General features: G+C 55.1%; 14 protein-coding genes. 10 read left to right on the forward strand and 4 right to left on the reverse strand.

Annotated elements, in window-relative coordinates:
- The first annotated feature begins 19 nt into the window (after nucleotides 1–19).
- The gene (tldD, locus tag DU000_RS10410; RefSeq protein WP_420812141.1) at nucleotides 20–1,480 is read left to right on the forward strand and encodes a metalloprotease TldD; all 1,461 of its coding nucleotides are present in this window, start codon (nucleotides 20–22) and stop codon (nucleotides 1,478–1,480) included.
- A gap of 15 nt (nucleotides 1,481–1,495) precedes the next feature.
- On the opposite strand, the gene DU000_RS10415 is transcribed toward tldD, so the two are convergent.
- The gene (locus DU000_RS10415) at nucleotides 1,496–2,071 is read right to left on the reverse strand and encodes a hypothetical protein (protein WP_114403357.1); all 576 of its coding nucleotides are present in this window, start codon (nucleotides 2,069–2,071) and stop codon (nucleotides 1,496–1,498) included.
- Nucleotides 2,072–2,303: 232 nt separating this feature from the next.
- Here DU000_RS10415 and DU000_RS10420 point away from each other — a divergent pair, with 232 nt between their 5' ends.
- From DU000_RS10420 to DU000_RS10460, 9 genes are all read left to right on the forward strand, one after another.
- A complete protein-coding gene (locus DU000_RS10420) occupies nucleotides 2,304–3,935 on the forward strand; it encodes a methyl-accepting chemotaxis protein (protein ID WP_158529689.1) in 1,632 nt (543 codons plus the stop codon).
- 250 nt (nucleotides 3,936–4,185) lie between these two features.
- Entirely contained in the window at nucleotides 4,186–5,262 is a 1,077-nt protein-coding gene (gene aroG, locus DU000_RS10425; RefSeq protein WP_114403359.1) for a 3-deoxy-7-phosphoheptulonate synthase AroG, read from the forward strand.
- A gap of 123 nt (nucleotides 5,263–5,385) precedes the next feature.
- Nucleotides 5,386–5,958 (forward strand): cyclic nucleotide-binding domain-containing protein, encoded by a 573-nt coding sequence (locus DU000_RS10430; RefSeq protein WP_114403360.1) that lies wholly within the window; start codon nucleotides 5,386–5,388, stop codon nucleotides 5,956–5,958.
- A 206-nt stretch (nucleotides 5,959–6,164) separates the two neighbouring features.
- Nucleotides 6,165–7,577 (forward strand): FAD-binding oxidoreductase, encoded by a 1,413-nt coding sequence (locus DU000_RS10435; RefSeq protein ID WP_114403361.1) that lies wholly within the window; start codon nucleotides 6,165–6,167, stop codon nucleotides 7,575–7,577.
- 1 nt (nucleotide 7,578) lies between these two features.
- The gene (locus DU000_RS10440) at nucleotides 7,579–8,469 is read left to right on the forward strand and encodes a LysR substrate-binding domain-containing protein (protein ID WP_114403362.1); all 891 of its coding nucleotides are present in this window, start codon (nucleotides 7,579–7,581) and stop codon (nucleotides 8,467–8,469) included.
- A 127-nt stretch (nucleotides 8,470–8,596) separates the two neighbouring features.
- Nucleotides 8,597–10,096, forward strand: coding sequence for an FAD-linked oxidase C-terminal domain-containing protein (locus tag DU000_RS10445; protein ID WP_114403363.1), 1,500 nt, complete (start codon nucleotides 8,597–8,599; stop codon nucleotides 10,094–10,096).
- A 2-nt stretch (nucleotides 10,097–10,098) separates the two neighbouring features.
- Nucleotides 10,099–11,241 (forward strand): glycolate oxidase subunit GlcE, encoded by a 1,143-nt coding sequence (glcE, locus tag DU000_RS10450; RefSeq protein WP_114403364.1) that lies wholly within the window; start codon nucleotides 10,099–10,101, stop codon nucleotides 11,239–11,241.
- A 5-nt stretch (nucleotides 11,242–11,246) separates the two neighbouring features.
- Nucleotides 11,247–12,503, forward strand: a complete 1,257-nt coding sequence (glcF, locus tag DU000_RS10455) for a glycolate oxidase subunit GlcF (RefSeq protein WP_114403365.1) — start codon at nucleotides 11,247–11,249, stop codon at nucleotides 12,501–12,503.
- 240 nt (nucleotides 12,504–12,743) lie between these two features.
- Nucleotides 12,744–13,820 carry an ABC transporter substrate-binding protein gene (locus tag DU000_RS10460; RefSeq protein ID WP_114403366.1) on the forward strand — a complete coding sequence of 359 codons (1,077 nt, stop codon included), beginning with the start codon at nucleotides 12,744–12,746 and terminating at the stop codon, nucleotides 13,818–13,820.
- 68 nt (nucleotides 13,821–13,888) lie between these two features.
- On the opposite strand, the gene DU000_RS10465 is transcribed toward DU000_RS10460, so the two are convergent.
- The 3 genes from DU000_RS10465 to DU000_RS10475 all read right to left on the reverse strand — a co-directional run bounded on the left by DU000_RS10465 (nucleotide 13,889) and on the right by DU000_RS10475 (nucleotide 18,642).
- Nucleotides 13,889–15,313 carry a DUF1501 domain-containing protein gene (locus DU000_RS10465; RefSeq protein ID WP_114403367.1) on the reverse strand — a complete coding sequence of 475 codons (1,425 nt, stop codon included), beginning with the start codon at nucleotides 15,311–15,313 and terminating at the stop codon, nucleotides 13,889–13,891.
- 10 nt (nucleotides 15,314–15,323) lie between these two features.
- Entirely contained in the window at nucleotides 15,324–17,030 is a 1,707-nt protein-coding gene (locus tag DU000_RS10470) for a DUF1800 domain-containing protein (protein ID WP_114403486.1), read from the reverse strand.
- A 190-nt stretch (nucleotides 17,031–17,220) separates the two neighbouring features.
- A complete protein-coding gene (locus DU000_RS10475) occupies nucleotides 17,221–18,642 on the reverse strand; it encodes an NAD(P)(+) transhydrogenase (Re/Si-specific) subunit beta (protein WP_114403487.1) in 1,422 nt (473 codons plus the stop codon).
- Nucleotides 18,643–18,684 lie beyond the last annotated feature (42 nt).

Consider the following 18,684-nt stretch of genomic DNA (forward strand, 5'->3'; position numbering starts at 1 on the left):
CAAAATGGATTCTATGTCTGTGCCTTCGCTTTCTGCGCTCGATCCCTTGGTCACTGCCCGCGACCTCTTGCTCACCCCGTATGGCCTGGATGACAATGATTTGCTCGGACTATTACGTCGCATTCATGCACATCGCGCCGATTATGCGGATCTCTACTTTCAAAGTACCCGGCATGAAGGTTGGAGCCTGGAAGAAGGCATAGTTAAGTCAGGAAGTTTCAGCATCGACCAAGGCGTTGGTGTGCGTACCGTGGTGGGGGATAAAACCGCGTTTGCTTATTCGGATGCGATTAATTTGACCGCGCTACAGCAAGCTGCCGACACGACCCGCAGCATTGCCCGCAGCGGGGCAGGGAAAGTCAAAGTGCCAGCGGTGGCGCAGCCGCAAGCTGGTCATCACCTCTACGCGGCACATGACCCACTCTTGTCCCTGGATGCCCAGGCTAAGGTCGCGTTGTTGAATCGGATTGAACAAATGGCGCGCGCCAAAGACCCCCGCATCGTGCAAGTCATGGCCAGTTTGGCGGGAGAATATGATGTGGTCTTGGTGGCTCGTAGCGATGGTCGTTTGGCGGCCGACATACGGCCTTTGGTCAGGGTCTCGGTCACGGTCATCGCCGAACAACAAGGACGCCGCGAGCAAGGTTCCAGCGGCGGTGGCGGGCGTTATGACTTTCACTATTTTAACGATGCGCGCCTGGCGGAGTATGTTGACCAAGCGGTCCAACAAGCGCTCACTAATTTGGATGCGCGTCCAGCCCCGGCCGGTCCCATGACAGTGGTGCTGGGGCCGGGCTGGCCTGGGGTGTTGTTGCATGAAGCGATTGGCCATGGGCTAGAAGGGGATTTCAACCGTAAAGGGTCGTCTGCCTTTGCCGGTCGATTGGGGCAGCGGGTGGCCGCCCCGGGCGTCACAGTCGTTGACGATGGGACGCTCGCCAACCGACGCGGCTCACTCAACATTGATGACGAAGGAACCCCGACTCAATGCACAGTATTGATTGAGGATGGCGTGCTGCGCGGTTATCTGCAGGACAGTATGAATGCGCGCCTGATGAAAACGGCGGTCACCGGGAATGCGCGGCGTGAATCATATGCCCACCTACCGATGCCACGGATGACCAACACCTATATGCGAAATGGTCAACACACCCCAGAAGAAATTATTGCCAGCGTTAAAGACGGTCTTTATGCCGTCAATTTCGGTGGGGGTCAGGTTGACATTACCAGCGGCAAATTTGTGTTTTCTGCCTCAGAGGCATGGAAAATCGAGAATGGCAAATTATCGTATCCAGTCAAAGGAGCAACCTTGATTGGCAACGGCCCTGATGCACTCACCCGTGTGGCCATGATTGGCAATGATATGCGTCTCGACAGTGGGGTTGGGGTGTGCGGTAAAGAAGGGCAAAGTGTCCCGGTTGGCGTTGGCCAGCCAACTTTACGCCTAGATGGCTTGACGGTAGGCGGCACGGCCTCGTAACGCGAGCCAGTGGCGTTATTTCCCGCCAAAAATCGGGGGCGTAATGGTTTGTACTGGGCCTAACGGGTTGCTCACATTTTCTTGCTCGGCCACCTCGGCTTGGCCGCCCCAAGTCTTGTAAACCAGCCGCCCCTCGACGACCAAAAAGACCCCGTTGAAGCGCCAGCCGCGAATCTCGGTATTCCGCTTGAAGCTAGTCACGTCCAACACAACATTGCCCACGCGTTGCCGATTGATTTGTTTGATGTCAATTTCATACGCAATGCATTTTTGTTGCGCAGCCAGACAGGCTTGCACCCCAGGGTCAATAAATTGCTGCGGCATGTTGGGCACTACAAAGCGTCGCAAAATCTCTAGCTGGCTCAAGACCATGACCTGCGGATTGACATCGGGGTGAAATTTTTCTGCGCGAAGTTCGGCTTCTGCCGACTGCATGGGGACCAGACGATCATAGGCTTGACGTACAGCAAGAAAGTCAGGCCAAGCCGATTTGGCCGCATTTTGGCTGGAAGGAAGCATGCTGCTGCATCCCGCCAACAGCAACGCTAACAATGCCAAATGGCGTCGGGCCAGAGACAAGCGGCTAACCATGATATTCCTCCTGACACGCTTACCTTACTCTCTTTAACGGCAGCCGGATAAAAATCTGTATATCCCCGCCTGCGTCACTCCCCCCTTTAGTCCAGGTTGTTTTGTCCGTTAATCCATTCGTTGGTCGGTTTTGCCCACTGCTTGCCAAACGAGGAACCAGTGCCCTATCTTCGGGTACTTGATACTGGCAATACATTATTTCTATATTTTTATGCTCGGTAGGATCGCGATTATGTTTAATCAACTCAAAGTGCGGACACAATTAACAGCAATTCTGGTGGTAGCGGTGCTGGGCATGATTGCCCTGCAATTCAGCATGCTATTCGCGATGCGAGACCGACTGCTTGAGGATCACAAGAAAATGGTTCGAGGGGCGGTTGACATCGCGGTCAGCACTGCCAGCCATTTTTACAAGCTGGAAAAAGAAGGTAAGTTAGATCGTGCGCAAGCACAGGAGCAGGCCAAGCAGGTGCTACGTCACATACGCTATGCCGGTACGGAATACTTCTACATCTATAACCAGCAGGGTATCAATTTAATGCATGCCATTCGCCCAGACTTTGAGGGACAAGATAAAAATGACATGAAAGATCCCAAAGGTCGGCCGATTGTTAAATTGCTGCTGGATGCGGCAGTCCCCAATTCTCCACAGAAAGGGTTTTCTGAAATCGAATTTCCTCGCCCCGGTGATCCCGTGCCTGTGCCGAAATTGCTCTACACCGCACTCTATGCTGACTGGGGCTGGGTGATTGGATCAGGCATTTACTTGGATGACATCAAACGTATTTTTGTTGAAGAACTGATTCGGGCGATTTTCATGACGGTGTTGGCAACCTTGGTGGTGGGGGGCATTGCCATGTTTATCCTGAAAAATCTGGTTAACCAGATTGGGGGAGAACCCCAAGAAGCGCAGCAGGTGATGCAAGAGTTGGCGGCAGGAAATTTAAGCGTTTCGGTGCGCTCGGAAGCGCCCTATAGTATTCTCTCCACGCTGGGAAAAACCATTGGCACATTGCGCGAGACCATGACCCATATCCGCCAGCATGCGGAACAAGTCGCCAGCGAATCGCAAGCGATTCTGAGTGATGCCCGAACGGTAGCGGCTGCAACGCAGAGTCAAACGGGCGCTTCCCAGCACATGGCAAGCTCTATTCAAGAGCTGGCTAGCAGTATTAGCCAAGTGTCTGAACTAGCCCTAGAAACAGAAAGCAACTCCATTAGCGCCGCGCACCTGGCAGGAGAAGGCGAAAAAATCGCCGCTGATGGGGCCACCGAAATGCGCAAGCTAGCCGATGTCGCCCGCGTTGCCACTCAGCGTATGGATGCGCTGGTGGTACAAACCAACAAAGTTGAAAAAATTGCCAATGTGATTAAGGATATCGCGGCACAAACTAACCTGTTGGCCCTGAATGCTGCGATTGAGGCGGCCCGGGCTGGCGAACAAGGGCGCGGCTTTGCCGTGGTGGCGGATGAGGTACGTAGTCTGGCAGAGCGTACTGCCGAAGCGACGGTACAAATTACCAAAATGATTCAGCAAGTACAGACCGAGAGTGCTGACGCCGTACAAGTGGTGAGCCAGGTCATGCCGCAAGTGGATCAAGCGGTTAAGCTGGTCAGCGATGTGGCAGATAAGTTACGGCTGATTCGCCAAGGCGCAACCAGCACGGTTGAGCGCACCCGCTCCGTTGCTGAGGCAACCCGCGAACAGAGCAACACCAGTCAAAACGTCTCCCATCAAGTCGAAGAAATGTCACAGATGATTGAAAATACCAATCAGGCCATGCAGCGTACCAGCGCGGCAGTATCGCGGCTCGACACGCTGGCCGCAGACCTGCGACAAGAAGTGGCTCATTTCAAGACCTAGGATGATAGGCGGCGGGCTCAAATAAATGTTGCAACGCGGGGCCCGTTATGTTAAAAAAGCAATGTATTTGTTAGACAACAACTTGACTTAGGTCGTTATGTTCTCTTCCTCTCTATTTTTTTGGTTTTATTTTTACTCCCCCTGCACTGGCGGAGGAAACTGCTTAGCCTAAAGAAATAGCTTACAGAATTCCAACCGCCAAGTTAACTTGGCGGTTTTTTTTTACCCGTTTAGTTTCCAGGAGAACGTCATGCACAGTACCGACGATGTGCGTATTAAAGAAATCAAGGAGCTCGCGCCGCCCGCTCATGTCCTGCGCGAACTGCCATGTAGTGAAACGGCCGCTGCAACCACCTACCATGCGCGTCAAGCAATTCACCGGATCCTGCATGGCTCCGATGATCGTCTGCTGGTGATTATCGGCCCGTGCTCGATTCATGACACCCAAGCCGCGCTGGACTATGCGAAAGGCTTGCTGGCCCAGCGCCAACGCTTCGCCGATGACCTGGAAATCGTGATGCGGGTGTATTTCGAAAAGCCACGCACCACCATCGGCTGGAAAGGCTTAATCAATGATCCCGATCTGGACAATAGCTTTAAGATCAACAAAGGGCTGCGTGTCGCCCGTGAGCTACTGCTGAATATTAACGACTTGGGCTTGCCAGCATCAACCGAGTTTTTAGACATGATCACGCCGCAATATATCGCGGACCTGATTGCCTGGGGGGCGATTGGCGCGCGCACCACAGAAAGCCAAGTGCATCGAGAGTTGGCCTCGGGGCTCTCCTGTCCAGTCGGGTTCAAAAATGGGACGGACGGCAACCTGAAAATTGCCTGCGACGCGATCAAAGCCGCCTCGCATCCCCATCATTTCCTCTCAGTGACCAAAGGTGGGCACTCGGCGATTGTATCGACCAACGGCAATGAAGATTGCCATGTGATCTTACGGGGCGGGAAGCAGCCCAATTATGATGCGGCCTCGGTCAACCAAGCGGCTGAAGAACTGGCTAAATCAGGGCTGGCGGCCCGCATCATGATTGATGCCAGCCACGGCAACAGCAGCAAAAAAGCGGAAAACCAGATTCCCGTCTGTGCTGCGATTGCCACTCAACTGAGCCAAGGCGATGAGCGGATTTTTGGGGTCATGGTTGAAAGTCATTTGGTTTTTGGGCGCCAGGATCATCAACCCGGCACCCCGCTCAGTGACCTCTGCTACGGCCAGAGCATTACCGATGCCTGTATCGGCTGGGATGATAGCGTCCAAGTGCTTGAAACCCTTGCCGCCGGGGTGCGCCAACGGCGTCTCCAAGCCGCCCAGCGGGACTGAATTTGCCCTCGCAACGCCAAGCGGTTACTGCCAGCCGTCATACGGTCGGTAACCGCTTTTTTTCTAGTAGGCAAATCACGTTGAAAGTGATAAGGTAAGAAAACGTGAGAAATATCACACTTTATGACCCAGCCACCCCATTCTTCCCAAGATTCATTGTTACCGCGTGATCGCTTGCTCCAGCTCGGTGCCAAGCCACTCGGCAGCGCAGTGACCTTTGCGGACCAAGTATTCGCCTTGGCGCAGCGGGTACCCTTGCTGGCTGACTTTAGTGTCGAAGAAATCCAAACCTTAACCAGCTACATGGAAGCGTTTCATGCGCCCTCCGGGTGCATGTTTATTGAAGAAGGCGCCCTCGATGACTATATGGTGCTGATCATTCGTGGCACAGTTGAAGTCGTTAAGCTTGATAACTGGGGGCACCGCAGCCGGGTGGCGATTGTGACCCCGGTGCAAACGCTCGGCGAGATGTCGATGGTCGATGGCGAGCCTCGTTTTGCTTCCTGTATCGCCATGGAGGAATGTCACTTCGGGGTCCTCAGCCGCAGCAAACTCCTGCAATTAATCGACCAGCAACCCCAGGTCGGGGCCAAACTCTTACTACGCCTGGTGCAACTCTTATCCAGTCGCCTGCGTCAAACGAGTGCGAAATTAATGGCTTATATGAGCCAGCAAACCCCTAGCGCCAGTCGCTAACCCGCGCCAAGCGGCGCCACTTATTGCACCGCTGGCGTAGGTCACTTGACTTGAAAATTGCTCAGCCTTACCCCACAAATTTTTCAGCCTGGCGCGCTGAAATTACCCCCTCATTAACGCCTGACCATGCCACAATAATCGACTGACTGTCGCGCCCGCTCTCAAGCCGCGCCGCTTTATTCTTTATTGTATTCAGGAGACTCGTTATGTCTGCACTTAGCTTGCCGGAGGTTTCACGCCGTCCCTTGCCCGCCGAGCTCCTAGCTGCTTTGCAAACCCGTTTTGGCGCGCAATTTGTGACCAGTCACGCGCAGCGCCTGGCTCATGGTCGCGATGAATCGGCTTACCCGGACACCTTACCGGACGGCGTCGTCTATGCAACCACGGGTAAAGAGGTCGTTGACTTGGTCAAGCTCTGTGCCGACTTCGCTTACCCGCTGGTGGCCTGGGGTGCAGGCACCTCTCTGGAAGGGCATCTATTGCCAATTGCAGGGGGCATTACCCTGGATCTCAGTCAGTTAAACCAAATCCTGGCGATTCACCCGGAAGACATGACGGCGACCGTTCAAGCTGGGGTCACCCGCGAAGCGCTCAATGCGGCCTTGGCGCACACAGGTTTGTTCTTTCCAATCGACCCCGGTGCGAACGCCACGCTGGGCGGCATGGCCTCGACCCGCGCCTCCGGGACTAACGCCGTCCGCTATGGCACCATGCGCGACAACGTGGTTAATGTAACGGCCGTGCTGGCAAATGGCGAGGTTGTGCAGACCGGCCAGCGGGCGCGCAAGTCGTCTGCGGGTTATGACCTGACACGGCTGTTGGTGGGCGCCGAAGGCACCCTGGGCATCATCACTGAACTGACCGTCAAGCTCTACCCCCAACCGGAAGCCATCTCCGCCGCGGTCGTCCGCTTCCCGAGTGTCTCTGCCGCGATTGCAACCGTGATTCAAACGATTCAACTTGGGGTGCCCGTCGCCCGCTGCGAGCTATTAGATCAATTGACCATTGAAGCGGTGAATGCCCATAGCCAAACAACCCTAGAGCCCGCCCCGACCCTGTTTTTGGAGTTTCATGGCAGTCCGGCAGGCGTCGCGGAACAGGTAGCGCAAGTGCAAGCGGTCGCGCAAGAGGCAGGGGGAGCTGATTTTCAGTGGGCCACGCGCCCGGAAGATCGCAGCAAACTGTGGAAGGCGCGACATCATGCCTACTTTGCCTGCTTACAGTTACGGCCTGGAGCACGGGCGATCACCACCGATGTCTGCGTCCCCATTTCCCGCCTGGGAGAATGCATTGAGGCAACGCTGGCAGATGTGGGGCCCAGCGGATTAATGGCGCCGATTCTGGGGCATGTTGGGGATGGCAATTTTCACATGCTGATGCTGGTTGACCCCGCCCAGCCAGCAGAATATAGCCTAGCCGAGGCAATCTCGGCGCGCCTCGTGGAACGTGCGCTAGCACTGGAAGGAACCTGTACGGGCGAGCATGGGGTTGGCTTACACAAAATGCCCTACCTAGAAGCGGAAGTAGGGTCTGCGGGGTTGGCGGCGATGCGCGCCATTAAGCATGCCTTAGACCCCAAGAATATTCTGAACCCAGGGAAAATCGTTAGCTGGGCCTGATATGCAATATCGTATCCCCCCAACGCATTGCTTGACAGCATTTGAAGCCCTCGTACGCTTGGGCACCGTTGTCCAAGCTGCCGACGAACTACACGTCACGCCCAGCGCAATCAGTCACCGCTTGCGGCAATTGGAAGACAGCTTGGGGGTGAAATTACTGCATCGCACCGGTAATGAGTTCACGCTTACGGTTGAAGGGAAGCAGTACCTGGAAAAAGTTCGCCAGGGGCTGGCTTTGTTGCATCAGGCCCCAGCGAGTAAAGCGCGAGCACGACCCAAACAATGGCTCCGGCTGGCAGTCACCCCAACCTTTGCGCGTCAGGTCTTGCTACCGAAACTCCCCGACTTTCAGCAGCGCTATCCAGATATTGAGTTAATTATTCAAGTCTCGATTCCCTTTTTGGACGTTAAAGCAGAAGCCTGTGATGTTGAAATTCGCTATGGCTCCGGGCCCTATGCTGGTGTGGTTAGCCAACTCCTCTGCGCCGATAGTGTGACGCCTGTTTGCAGCCCGCTCTTTCTACAACATCATGGCCCGATTGGGGAACCGAACGATCTGGCCCATGCGGTCTTATTGCGGAGCCCGCTATCGCCCTGGAAAGAATGGTTTGCTGCCGCCAATTTGGACTGGCCTGAGCCCACGGAAGGGATGCAGTTTAATGATGTGGGGCTGATGCTGGATGCGGCTGCAAACGGTCAGGGCGTGGCACTCACTCGCGTTAAGTTAGGTCGGCAATGGCTAGAGCGCGGCGGCTTGGTGCGGCTCTTTGCCATAGATGCGCCCTCGGCATATGGCCACTATCTAACGTATGCGAATCATGTGACCGCACGCTGGGAGTGCCAGTGTTTTATTGATTGGGCGCTACAAACCCTAACGATTGATCGGCTCTGATGCGGCTTGCCCCAAAGCTGATTCACGCCAATTGAGTAACAACAGCTTAACTGTGCTTAGGGTTGCCGCCTCGACAAAGCCAGCGTAAGCTGCCAACCAATCATCAGGCCACCGCCCAAGGATAGTCATGACACAACCGGTTTCAGCAATCAGTCGCCAAACCCCGCAGCAACAAGCACGCACAGCCATCCTCAATCAATTGCAGGAATGTCTGGCACCAGGCCAACTACTCTGGACTGAAGAAGAAACCAAGCCGTATGAATGCGATGGCCTGAGTGCATTTCGGCAATTGCCCATGGCGGTCGCGCTCCCCAATACGCTGGAGCAAGTGCAAGCGGTACTGCGCGTCTGTTATGCGCACAATGTGCCGGTGGTCGCGCGCGGCGCAGGTACCGGTTTATCGGGCGGGGCGATGCCACATGCCGAAGGCGTGGTGTTGTCACTCGCTAAGTTCAATCAGATTTTAGAAATCAATGCCGCCGCCCGTACCGCCACCGTGCAACCTGGCGTGCGTAACCTCGCTATCTCGCAAGCCTGTGCGCATTTGGGTCTGTATTACGCACCCGATCCGTCCTCACAAATTGCCTGCACGATTGGCGGCAACGTCGCCGAAAACTCGGGCGGCGTACATTGTTTGAAATACGGCCTCACCGTGCACAACGTCTTACGGGTACGCGGTTTCACGATGCAGGGCGAGCCAGTGGAATTTGGCTCGCTGGCTTTGGATGCACCGGGCTTGGATTTGCTCGCCCTCATGCATGGCTCTGAAGGCATGCTGGCCGTGATTACCGAAGTCACGGTCAAGCTGATTCCGAAACCCGAATTAGCGCAAGTGATTTTGGCCTCGTTTGACGATCTTGAAAAAGCCGCAGAAGCTGTCGCTGCCGTCATCGCCGCGGGGATTATCCCAGCCGGGTTAGAGATGATGGATAATGCCTCGATTCGTGCAGTGGAGCCGTTTGTGCAAGCTGGTTACAACACGACAGCAGCCGCAATTTTATTGTGCGAATCGGATGGCACACCCGAAGAAGTGGCAGACGAAATTGCTCGCATGTCCGCCGTACTGAATCAATGTGGCGCGACTGAATTGCGGGTATCGCAAACCGAAGAAGAGCGCCTGAAATTTTGGTCGGGCCGTAAAAATGCGTTTCCGGCTGCCGGGAAAATCTCGCCCGATTATTACTGTATGGATGGCACGATTCCGCGCAAAGAAATCGGCAAAGTCTTACGTGCGATTAACGACATGGAAAAACAGTATGGCCTGCGCTGCGCCAATGTCTTCCACGCGGGCGATGGCAACTTGCACCCGCTGATTTTGTTTGATGCCAACATCCCCGCCGAATGGGAGCGCGCTGAAAAATTTGGGGCGGACATTTTGGAGCTGTGCGTAGAAGTGGGCGGCACAGTCACCGGCGAGCATGGCGTGGGGATCGAAAAAATCAATCAGATGTGCGTGCAGTTTGCCCCCGCCGAACGCGAAGCCTTTTTTGCCGTCAAACGCGCCTTTGATGACAAAGGCTTACTCAATCCCGGCAAAGCCATTCCCACCCTGCACCGCTGCGCTGAGTACGGCAAGATGCACGTGCAACGGGGTGAACTGAAACATCCTGAATTACCCAGGTTCTAATCATGACTACCCCACTCACCGCACTCACCACACTTACACTGAGCGACCTTCAAGCCCGCATCCAGCACGCCAGCGCCCAGCGCACGCCGCTGTGCATTCGGGGCGGCGGCAGCAAAGACTGGTATGGCCAAACCCCGCAGGGCGAGGTGCTCGATGTATCGGGCTATCACGGCGTGGTGGCTTATGAGCCAACCGAGCTCGTCATCACCGTGAAAGCCGGTACGCGCTTGCAAGAAGTGCAAACCCTGCTGGCCGCGCAAGGGCAATACTTGCCGTTTGAGCCGCCACAGTTTAGCGCTGCCTCGACCATCGGGGGCGTCGTCGCCGCTGGGCTGGCGGGGCCACGCCGTGCGCAAGCGGGCGGGGTGCGCGATTTTGTCTTGGGCGCGAGTTTGCTGAATGGCGCTGGCGAACATCTGCACTTTGGCGGGCAGGTTATGAAAAACGTCGCCGGTTACGACGTGTCACGCCTCTTGGCAGGTTCGCTGGGCGTGCTGGGCGTGATCACCCAAGTCTCGCTGAAAGTCTTGCCCTTGCCCGCACAAGAACAAACACTGCGGTTTGCGATGGATGAAACCACGGCGCTCGCAGCACTCAACACCTGGGGCGGCCAGCCGTTGCCGATTAGCGCCAGCGCCTGGCAGCAAGGCACGTTGTCCGTACGCTTGAGTGGTGCCGCGCCCGCACTCGTCGCCGCCCAAGCCAAGATGGGCGCGCAGTTTAGCCATGAGTTAGTGGCAGAGGAAGACGCGACTTTATTTTGGCAATCACTGCGCGATCAAACGCACGCTTTTTTCACGCAAGCAGGCGGCCCTACCCTGTGGCGCTTGAGCGTGCCGAGCACTGCGCCAGCATTACCGTTGGGTGGGCAGCTAATTGAATGGGGTGGCGCGCAACGCTGGGTGTGGAGCGATCTGCCGGTGGCTACGCTGCGCGAGCAAGTGGCACAAGTGGGCGGCCACGCGACGATCTACCGCACGCAGGGCACGCAAGCGTCGCACAACAAAAACGACAGTGCATCTCCATCCGTTTTTCACCCCGTGAGCGCGCCCTTACTCGCCATTCATCAGCGCTTGAAACATGAATTTGACCCGGCTGGGATTTTTAACCCAGGTCGTCTGTATCCATTTACGAATCAGGATTGATCATCGTGGAAACCCATTTAGCCGACTTTATTAAAGACACGCCGGAAGGCCAAGAAGCCGAAGCCATTTTGCGCAAATGTGTGCATTGCGGTTTCTGTACGGCCACCTGCCCGACCTATCAATTACTGGGCGATGAGCTGGATGGCCCACGGGGTCGGATCTATCAGATCAAACAAGTGCTAGAAGGCGCGCCCGTCACCGCCAGCACGCAAAAACATTTGGATCAATGCCTGACCTGCCGCAATTGCGAATCCACCTGCCCCTCTGGCGTGGAGTATGGCAAGTTGGTCGATATTGGCCGCAAGATCGTGGATGAACAAGTTCCGCGCCCGCTGACTCAGCAACTCGTGCGCACCGCACTGAAAGAAGTGCTGCCGCGCCGCTGGCTGTTTGGCCCGGCGATGAAAATGGGGCAGATGGTGCGCCCACTCCTGCCTAAGGTGCTGCAAAACAAAGTCCCCGCGCCGCAATCGGCAGGGGCATGGCCGACCCAAGCGCATGCGCGGAAAGTGATTCTGCTAGAAGGTTGCGTACAGCCGAGCATGATGCCCAACATCAATAGCGCCACCGCCCGCGTGCTAAATGCCCTCAACATTGAAACGCTGGTGGTTAAAAACACGGGCTGCTGTGGGGCACTGCGCTTTCACATGAACGACCAAGACGGTGGCCGGGCCGATATGCGCCGAAACATTGATGCTTGGTGGCCGCTGGTGGAGCGGGGGGAGATTGAAGCAATTGTGATGAACGCCAGTGGTTGCGGCGTTACCGTGCGCGAATACGCGCACTTCTTGCAGCACGACGCCGCTTACGCGGCCAAGGCCGAAAAAATCAGCGTGCTCACCCGCGACATTAGCGAGGTCGTGTTTGCGCATCTGCATATACTGAAGCAAAAAGTGCAGCACAAAGGCGAACAGGCGGCCGCTTTTCACCCGCCCTGTACCTTGCAGCATGGGCAAAAAATTCGCGGGATTACCGAACAAATTTTGCAAGCCTGTGGCTTTAAGCTGGCCGCGATTCCTGACAGCCATTTGTGCTGCGGCTCGGCGGGGGCGTATTCAGTGTTGAACCCGGAGATCGCTTATCAACTGCGCGATAACAAACTCAACAACATTGAGCAAGGTTTGCAAGCTTGCACGGGTTCAGGGTGCAGTGGGGCAAACATCCTTTCCGCCAATATCGGTTGCCTGACCCACTTACAAAGCGGTACGGAACGACCTGTTAACCACTGGATCGAAGCGATTGATCGCCTGTTGGAGAGCTAGATAGAGGGCTAATTTCAGCCTCATAAAAAACCGGCATAAGCAAGTGTGAATTCAATCCTTGACAGCAATTTGCAAATTCCGTATTTTGCTGCACCGCAATAAAACTGCCGTGATAAGGATAAAATGAACCGCTTACTAAACACTCTATCGATACGAAGCCATGCTCAAGCTTTGCTTACCAAAAGAACAAAACAACGTCTCCATCGGCTGCTGATCTCCGCCCTCTTTGGCTGTGCCGCAATGCCAACCGTAGCGGCAGAAGTACTCATCGGCCAAGTCGCCCCGCTCAGTGGCGTACTGGCTGAAACCGGCAAAGACATGGTGCTGGGTGCCAAAATCTACTTTGACCATATTAATGCCACTGGCGGCATCAACGGCAATAAAATCAAACACCTCGTGCGTGATGATGGTTATGTGGTTGATAAAACGATCGCGCTCACCAACGAGTTACTCGACAAAGAAAAGGCCCATGTGCTGTTTGGTTTTGCGGGCACCGGTAACGTTGGCAAACTTTTGAGCGAAGGCATATTGGTCAGAGCCAATGTGGCGCTCGTTGCGCCCTATACCGGTGGCACCGCTTTGCGCGAGCCCTACAACCCCCACATTTTCCATATTCGCGCCAGTTACTTGGACGAAACCAAAGCCATGGTGGATTACTTTGTCAAAAATGGGATTACAAGGATTGGTGTTTTTTATCAAGCCGATGCCTTTGGTGAGTCAGGTCTAGCAGGAATAGAAAAGGCGCTGGCTGCGCACAAGCTCAGCATTGTGGCAAAAGGCAGCTATCCGAAGAACACGACTGAGGTTAGCGCTGCCGTTAAAACCTTGCTGGCGGCTGATCCACAAGCGATTTGCATGATTTCGGTTAACAAATCCACCGCCGCGTTTGTGAAGGAATATAAAGCCAGTGGTAAGCAGCCGTTCATGTTTAACATTTCCGTGGTTAACCCGAAAGACATGTCAGCCCAAGTCGGGGCTGACATCATGCGCGGCGTGGGGATTACGCAAGTGGTGCCCTACCCCTTCTATGCCAGCACCAAAATCACGACCGAGTACTTAGACTTGCTCAAAAAGTACGGGGGTAAAGACGCGACCCCAAGCTACACCAGCTTTGAAGAATTTATCGGCGCCAAGGTCTTGGTCGAAGGCATTAGACGCGCCAAAGGGCTGCAACGCGAAAAAATTATGGAGGGGCTGGCTGGTCTGGATAAGTTTGATGTGGGCGGATTTACGGTTAGTTTCGGTCCCAATAAACGCGTGGGTTCAAACTTTGTCGATATATCGGTGATTGGGAAAAATTCGCAGTTGATCCGGTAAATGACCGAGCATTGGCAGGCAAGGTCAATGCTGGCCTGGGCAGCGTGGCCGCATTACCTGCCGCTATACTAAGTCAGAAAATTTAAATCACTGACCGCAAAATTGCCAATATTGGGAAAGACGGTACTGATCTGCCCCGCACTCAAGCCAAACCATTTCGCCAGGGTAGCGCCATACTGATCGACAGCCAGACTCGGTAATAAGCGCCCTTGCCCGACTTCATCTGGGGTGTTGGTGCCCACTTCTGGCAGGGTGCCATAGATGTCTTTGCCGCGCACCGCGCCGCCCATCACAAAATGGTGCGCGCCCCAGCCGTGATCCGTGCCATCGCCGTTACTGGTGAGTGTGCGCCCAAAATCCGAGGCGGTAAACAACGTCACTTTCTGGCGAATTTGACTATCTGTCGCCGCCATTTCACCCAACAAGCTATCGAAGTAAACCAGTGCGGCGTTCAGTCGCGTCATCAGGGTGGCATGGCTGGTATTTTGCAAATCATGGGTATCAAAACCACCCAAGCTGACGAAAAAAACCTGACGTGACGTGCCCAGTGCAGCCCTGGCATTGATAATCCGCGCCACCACTTGAAGCTGGTTGGCTAGGCTATTACTGGCGGGGAGCGCGGTGGTAAAGGTGCTACTACTGCCGATCGCAGCGGTTAAACTGGTCTCGGCATTGACGGAGCGGCCCACGATACGGCCATGCTCACGTTCTAATAAATTCGTACCGCCCGTGTTGGTAATAATGCTGCGCAACTGGGCACTGGCAACGCTGGAGCCGAATAGAGGCGTACTGCCCAAACCGGCAATCTGGATTGCCCCGCTATTGCTAACCTGGTACTGCAACGCACTCTGGCCAGAAAGCCAAACCGCATTCCCTGCGGCCGAAATGCAGGTAAAAATAGTGTTGGTGTTGCTGCTCATGAGCAAGTCGCCCATGCGGCCACCCCAGCCGTAGCTGGCCCCTTCTGGTGCAAACGCTTGCCAGGTATTTTGCTGGTCGTTATGTGAAAACAGGCGGGGGGGAAGTGTCACGCTGCGCGCGTTGTACTGCGTTTTGGTCGTGGGTCGTATCAGTGGACCGACATTAGAGACTACCGCTAAGCGGGTCGCATCGAACAGGGTCTTTAACCCGCCGAGATTCGGGTGCAGGGCCGCTAACCGGCCACTGGCTTGGGTAGTATTGGGAATGAGGGGCAGTAAGGTTCCCTGACTCAGCGCAATCGGGTCGGGCGCCGTGCTCCGAGCGACAGAATAGGCGTTGTAGGATGTTGTGTCATAGGGGACAACCGTGTTGTAACTATCATTACCCCCGAATAGAAACACACAAACCAACGCTTTATAGCCAGCAACACTCTGCGCCTGGGCGGCACCTGAAACACTGCTCATAGCGGCCAGCGTGGCCAGGTTAAGGGCGAAGGGGGCTGCAGCCGGGCCAGCCGCGGCACAGAGCGCGGCATGTTTCAGAAAGGCGCGCCGAGAAGTCGCGTGTGTCATAGGAATCTCCTTATTTCTGCACCAAATACTCGGGCGAAGCCATGGTGAGCAAAATGGCAATATTGACCCGATTACGCTGATTCAAGGCAGCGGTGCTGCCACAGCTCGGTGTCACGCACGCGGTGACGGCGGTAATAATGTTGCTCCTCAAGGTGCTCGACATCTGCCCGCCCATCAGCAGCAGGTTCATGCGATCGACAAGCGCGGCAGGGTTACTTGCCAGGGGTAATTCGTTGCTGTAATTGGCCGCAATTTCTCGGCTCTGTCCGGTGCCATTCGCAATCGCCCCTTGCATCGCATTGATATAGCCAACCACACTTGTCTCATGGGTGATTTGGAGTTCTGGCGCCACCAAACTGGCGGTTGCTAGTTCAGTTGAAGGGGGCACATAGCCTGGGCGGTAGAAATTGAAAACTGACGGGGAGCGCATCGGCGACTGCCCCAGCGAATTCGCGGGGTTGTCGGTGTTCCAGAGTTGATAGCGGCCAGAAACCGAGGCTGCGCCAAAGCTGCGCATCCAGTGTGCCATCCGTTGGATTGGGTCACGCAAGCGGCCAAACTGGTTGTTGCTGAGATTAGCCGCGTTACGGGCCTCGCTATCTAAGAAAATAGCTGCAATCACCGCACGCATATTGCCCCGCACGCCGGTCCCATCGTTATTGAACACTTGGGCAACCCGCGCCACATAGGCCGGCGTGGGGTTACTCGTTACGAGGCGCTGAATTAATTGTTTGCTGATAAACGGCCCGACATTCGCATGATTAAAAATACGGTCCAGGGCCAATCGCAAAGTCGTATCAGCGGGCGTGTTCGCTGGGATGGTTGTTCCTAAAAACGTTTTCGCACTGGTTGAGTGAAACGAGGGGTAAAACTGCATCGGTAAGACATCGCGGTTAGGGTCCGCAGTTGATCCAAAAAAACGATTATTGGTTTTATCCGCGCCGCCCCAACTCCACCCCGTAAAGACTCGCGCTAGCCCGGCGATATCGGCATTGGTATAGGTTTCGATTGGGTTACCCCCCAATAGACGGGGGGTTCCATCAAGGTTGAGTTCAACGAGGCCGATGGAGAATAGCTGCAAAATTTCACGCGCATAGTTTTCATCGGGAACCCGACCGCTGACTGTGTCCTCTTTTTGATTCCGCAAATGCGATAAATAGAGCCCCATCATGGGGTGACGCGTCACGTCTTCCAGGAGGGTTCTAAAATTGCCAAATGCATTACGGCCCAGCATGTCTAGATAAGACGCGGTTCCACGAGCGACTTTCGGCGTGCGGTCGACCAGATCGACCATCGAAATCACAAAGATTTGCGACAAGGCAAAGGCGACACGCTGGCGCAGGGGGTCAGGGGCCGTAGCAACTTGTCGCCAAAAACTTTCGAATAAGGGGTTTTGATCAAAATCGGTCACGGCTGCGCCCAAGCCATCAATATACGTTTGATGGGGGTTGGTGGGCAGTATCGCCATTTGTTCTTGCAGCCAGGCAGCATAGCCAACCGTCTGGACGCGTGCAATATCGGCGGGGCTGGGGCCAAAGCTCGCCTGGCTCAAAAAGCGACTGGCATCTGCTGGGTTGCTGACCGGCACATAGCCAGAACCTCCACTGTCAGTAGAACCGCCGCCACCGCCGCCCCCACCACCGCAAGCCAGCAAAGCAACGCAGAGCAACGTGAGTCCAGTAGCACGTAATGATCGATATAAAAATGAATGTGTCATGGCTTCCCCTAGCGATCCCATTCATGCGCCGATAGTCGCGGCCCCAGTAACGAGAAACGATTACGCCGCTATCGTATCGGGTTAAGTTTAAATTTCAAGGTGAAGAAAGGCTAATTTTAGTCATCTCACGCTAAATAAGGCACTGAGCAAGAAAAATTGGTTAAATTCCTACGCAATGCAGAGAAAATCATCACTCCACCGCCTTCACCATATCCTCCACCACTTTCTTCGCATCGCCGAACACCATCATGGTTTTGTCCATGTAAAAGAGTTCGTTATCTAAGCCCGCATAACCCGCGGCCATCGAGCGTTTGTTAACGATGATGGTTTTGGCTTTATAGGCTTCCAAAATTGGCATACCGGCAATCGGGGATTTGGGATCGTTTTTCGCAGCGGGGTTGACCACATCGTTCGCGCCCAGCACCAGCACCACATCGGCCTGACCGAATTCGGCATTGATGTCTTCCATTTCAAACACTTGGTCGTAAGGCACTTCGGCTTCGGCCAGCAGCACGTTCATGTGGCCGGGCATACGGCCAGCCACGGGGTGAATCGCATACTTCACGCTGATGCCTTTGTGCGTGAGTTTTTCGGTAAGCTCTTTAAGCGCATGCTGCGCACGGGCGACGGCCAAACCATAGCCAGGCACAATAATCACGCTCTCGGCATTGCCCAGCAAGAAGCTAGCATCGTCGGGTGAGCCAGACTTAACGGCGCGTTGTACTTGTTCGCCCGCACTCGCGCCGCCGGCCTCGGCCCCAAAGCCACCGAGCAGCACGTTGAAGAACGAGCGGTTCATGGCTTTACACATGATGTAGGACAGAATCGCGCCCGAGGAACCGACGAGCGAACCCGAAATAATCAGCATCGGGTTATTCAGCGAAAAGCCAATGCCTGCGGCCGCCCACCCGGAATAGCTGTTGAGCATGGACACGACCACCGGCATATCCGCGCCACCAATCGGGATGATGATAAGCACGCCCAAGACAAAGGCGATGGCGAGCATGATGAGGAACGGCTCCCACGCTTGGGTGAGGAAGAACGCCACGCCCGCGCCCAGCATCGCTAATGCCAAGACGAGGTTGAGCATGTGCTGACCTTTAAAGACCACGGGCGCGCCTTGGAACAAACGGAACTTGTATTTGCCGGAGAGCTTGCCAAAGGCAATCACCGAACCTGAAAACGTAATCGCGCCGACAAACGTACCAATGAATAATTCAAGGCGGTTGCCCATCGGAATAAAATTCGCCACGCCTTCATGAGCATGCGCAATGCCAAAGGCTTGGGGTTCGAGCACCGCGACAATCGCAATCAGTACCGCCGCCATGCCCACCAGCGAGTGCATAAAAGCGACCAGCTCGGGCATTTTGGTCATCTCCACCCGCTTGGCCATCGTGGCGCCAGCGACCCCGCCAATTGCGACGCCAAGGCCGATCAGGCCTAAGCCTTGCGAACGTACGAGCGTGAGCGTGGTGACGACAGCAATCGCCATCCCGATCATGCCAAAGGCATTGCCAAGGCGGGCCGTTTTGGGGTGAGATAGGCCTTTGAGCGCTTGAATAAAACACACCGAGGCGACTAAGTACAATAAGACAACAACGTTCATAGACAGCATGGGAACTCCCTAGATGAAATGATGGATAAGGATCAGCAG

This window comes from Parvibium lacunae (genome assembly GCF_003335215.1).
Taxonomy (GTDB): Bacteria; Pseudomonadota; Gammaproteobacteria; order Burkholderiales; family Burkholderiaceae_D; genus Parvibium; species Parvibium lacunae.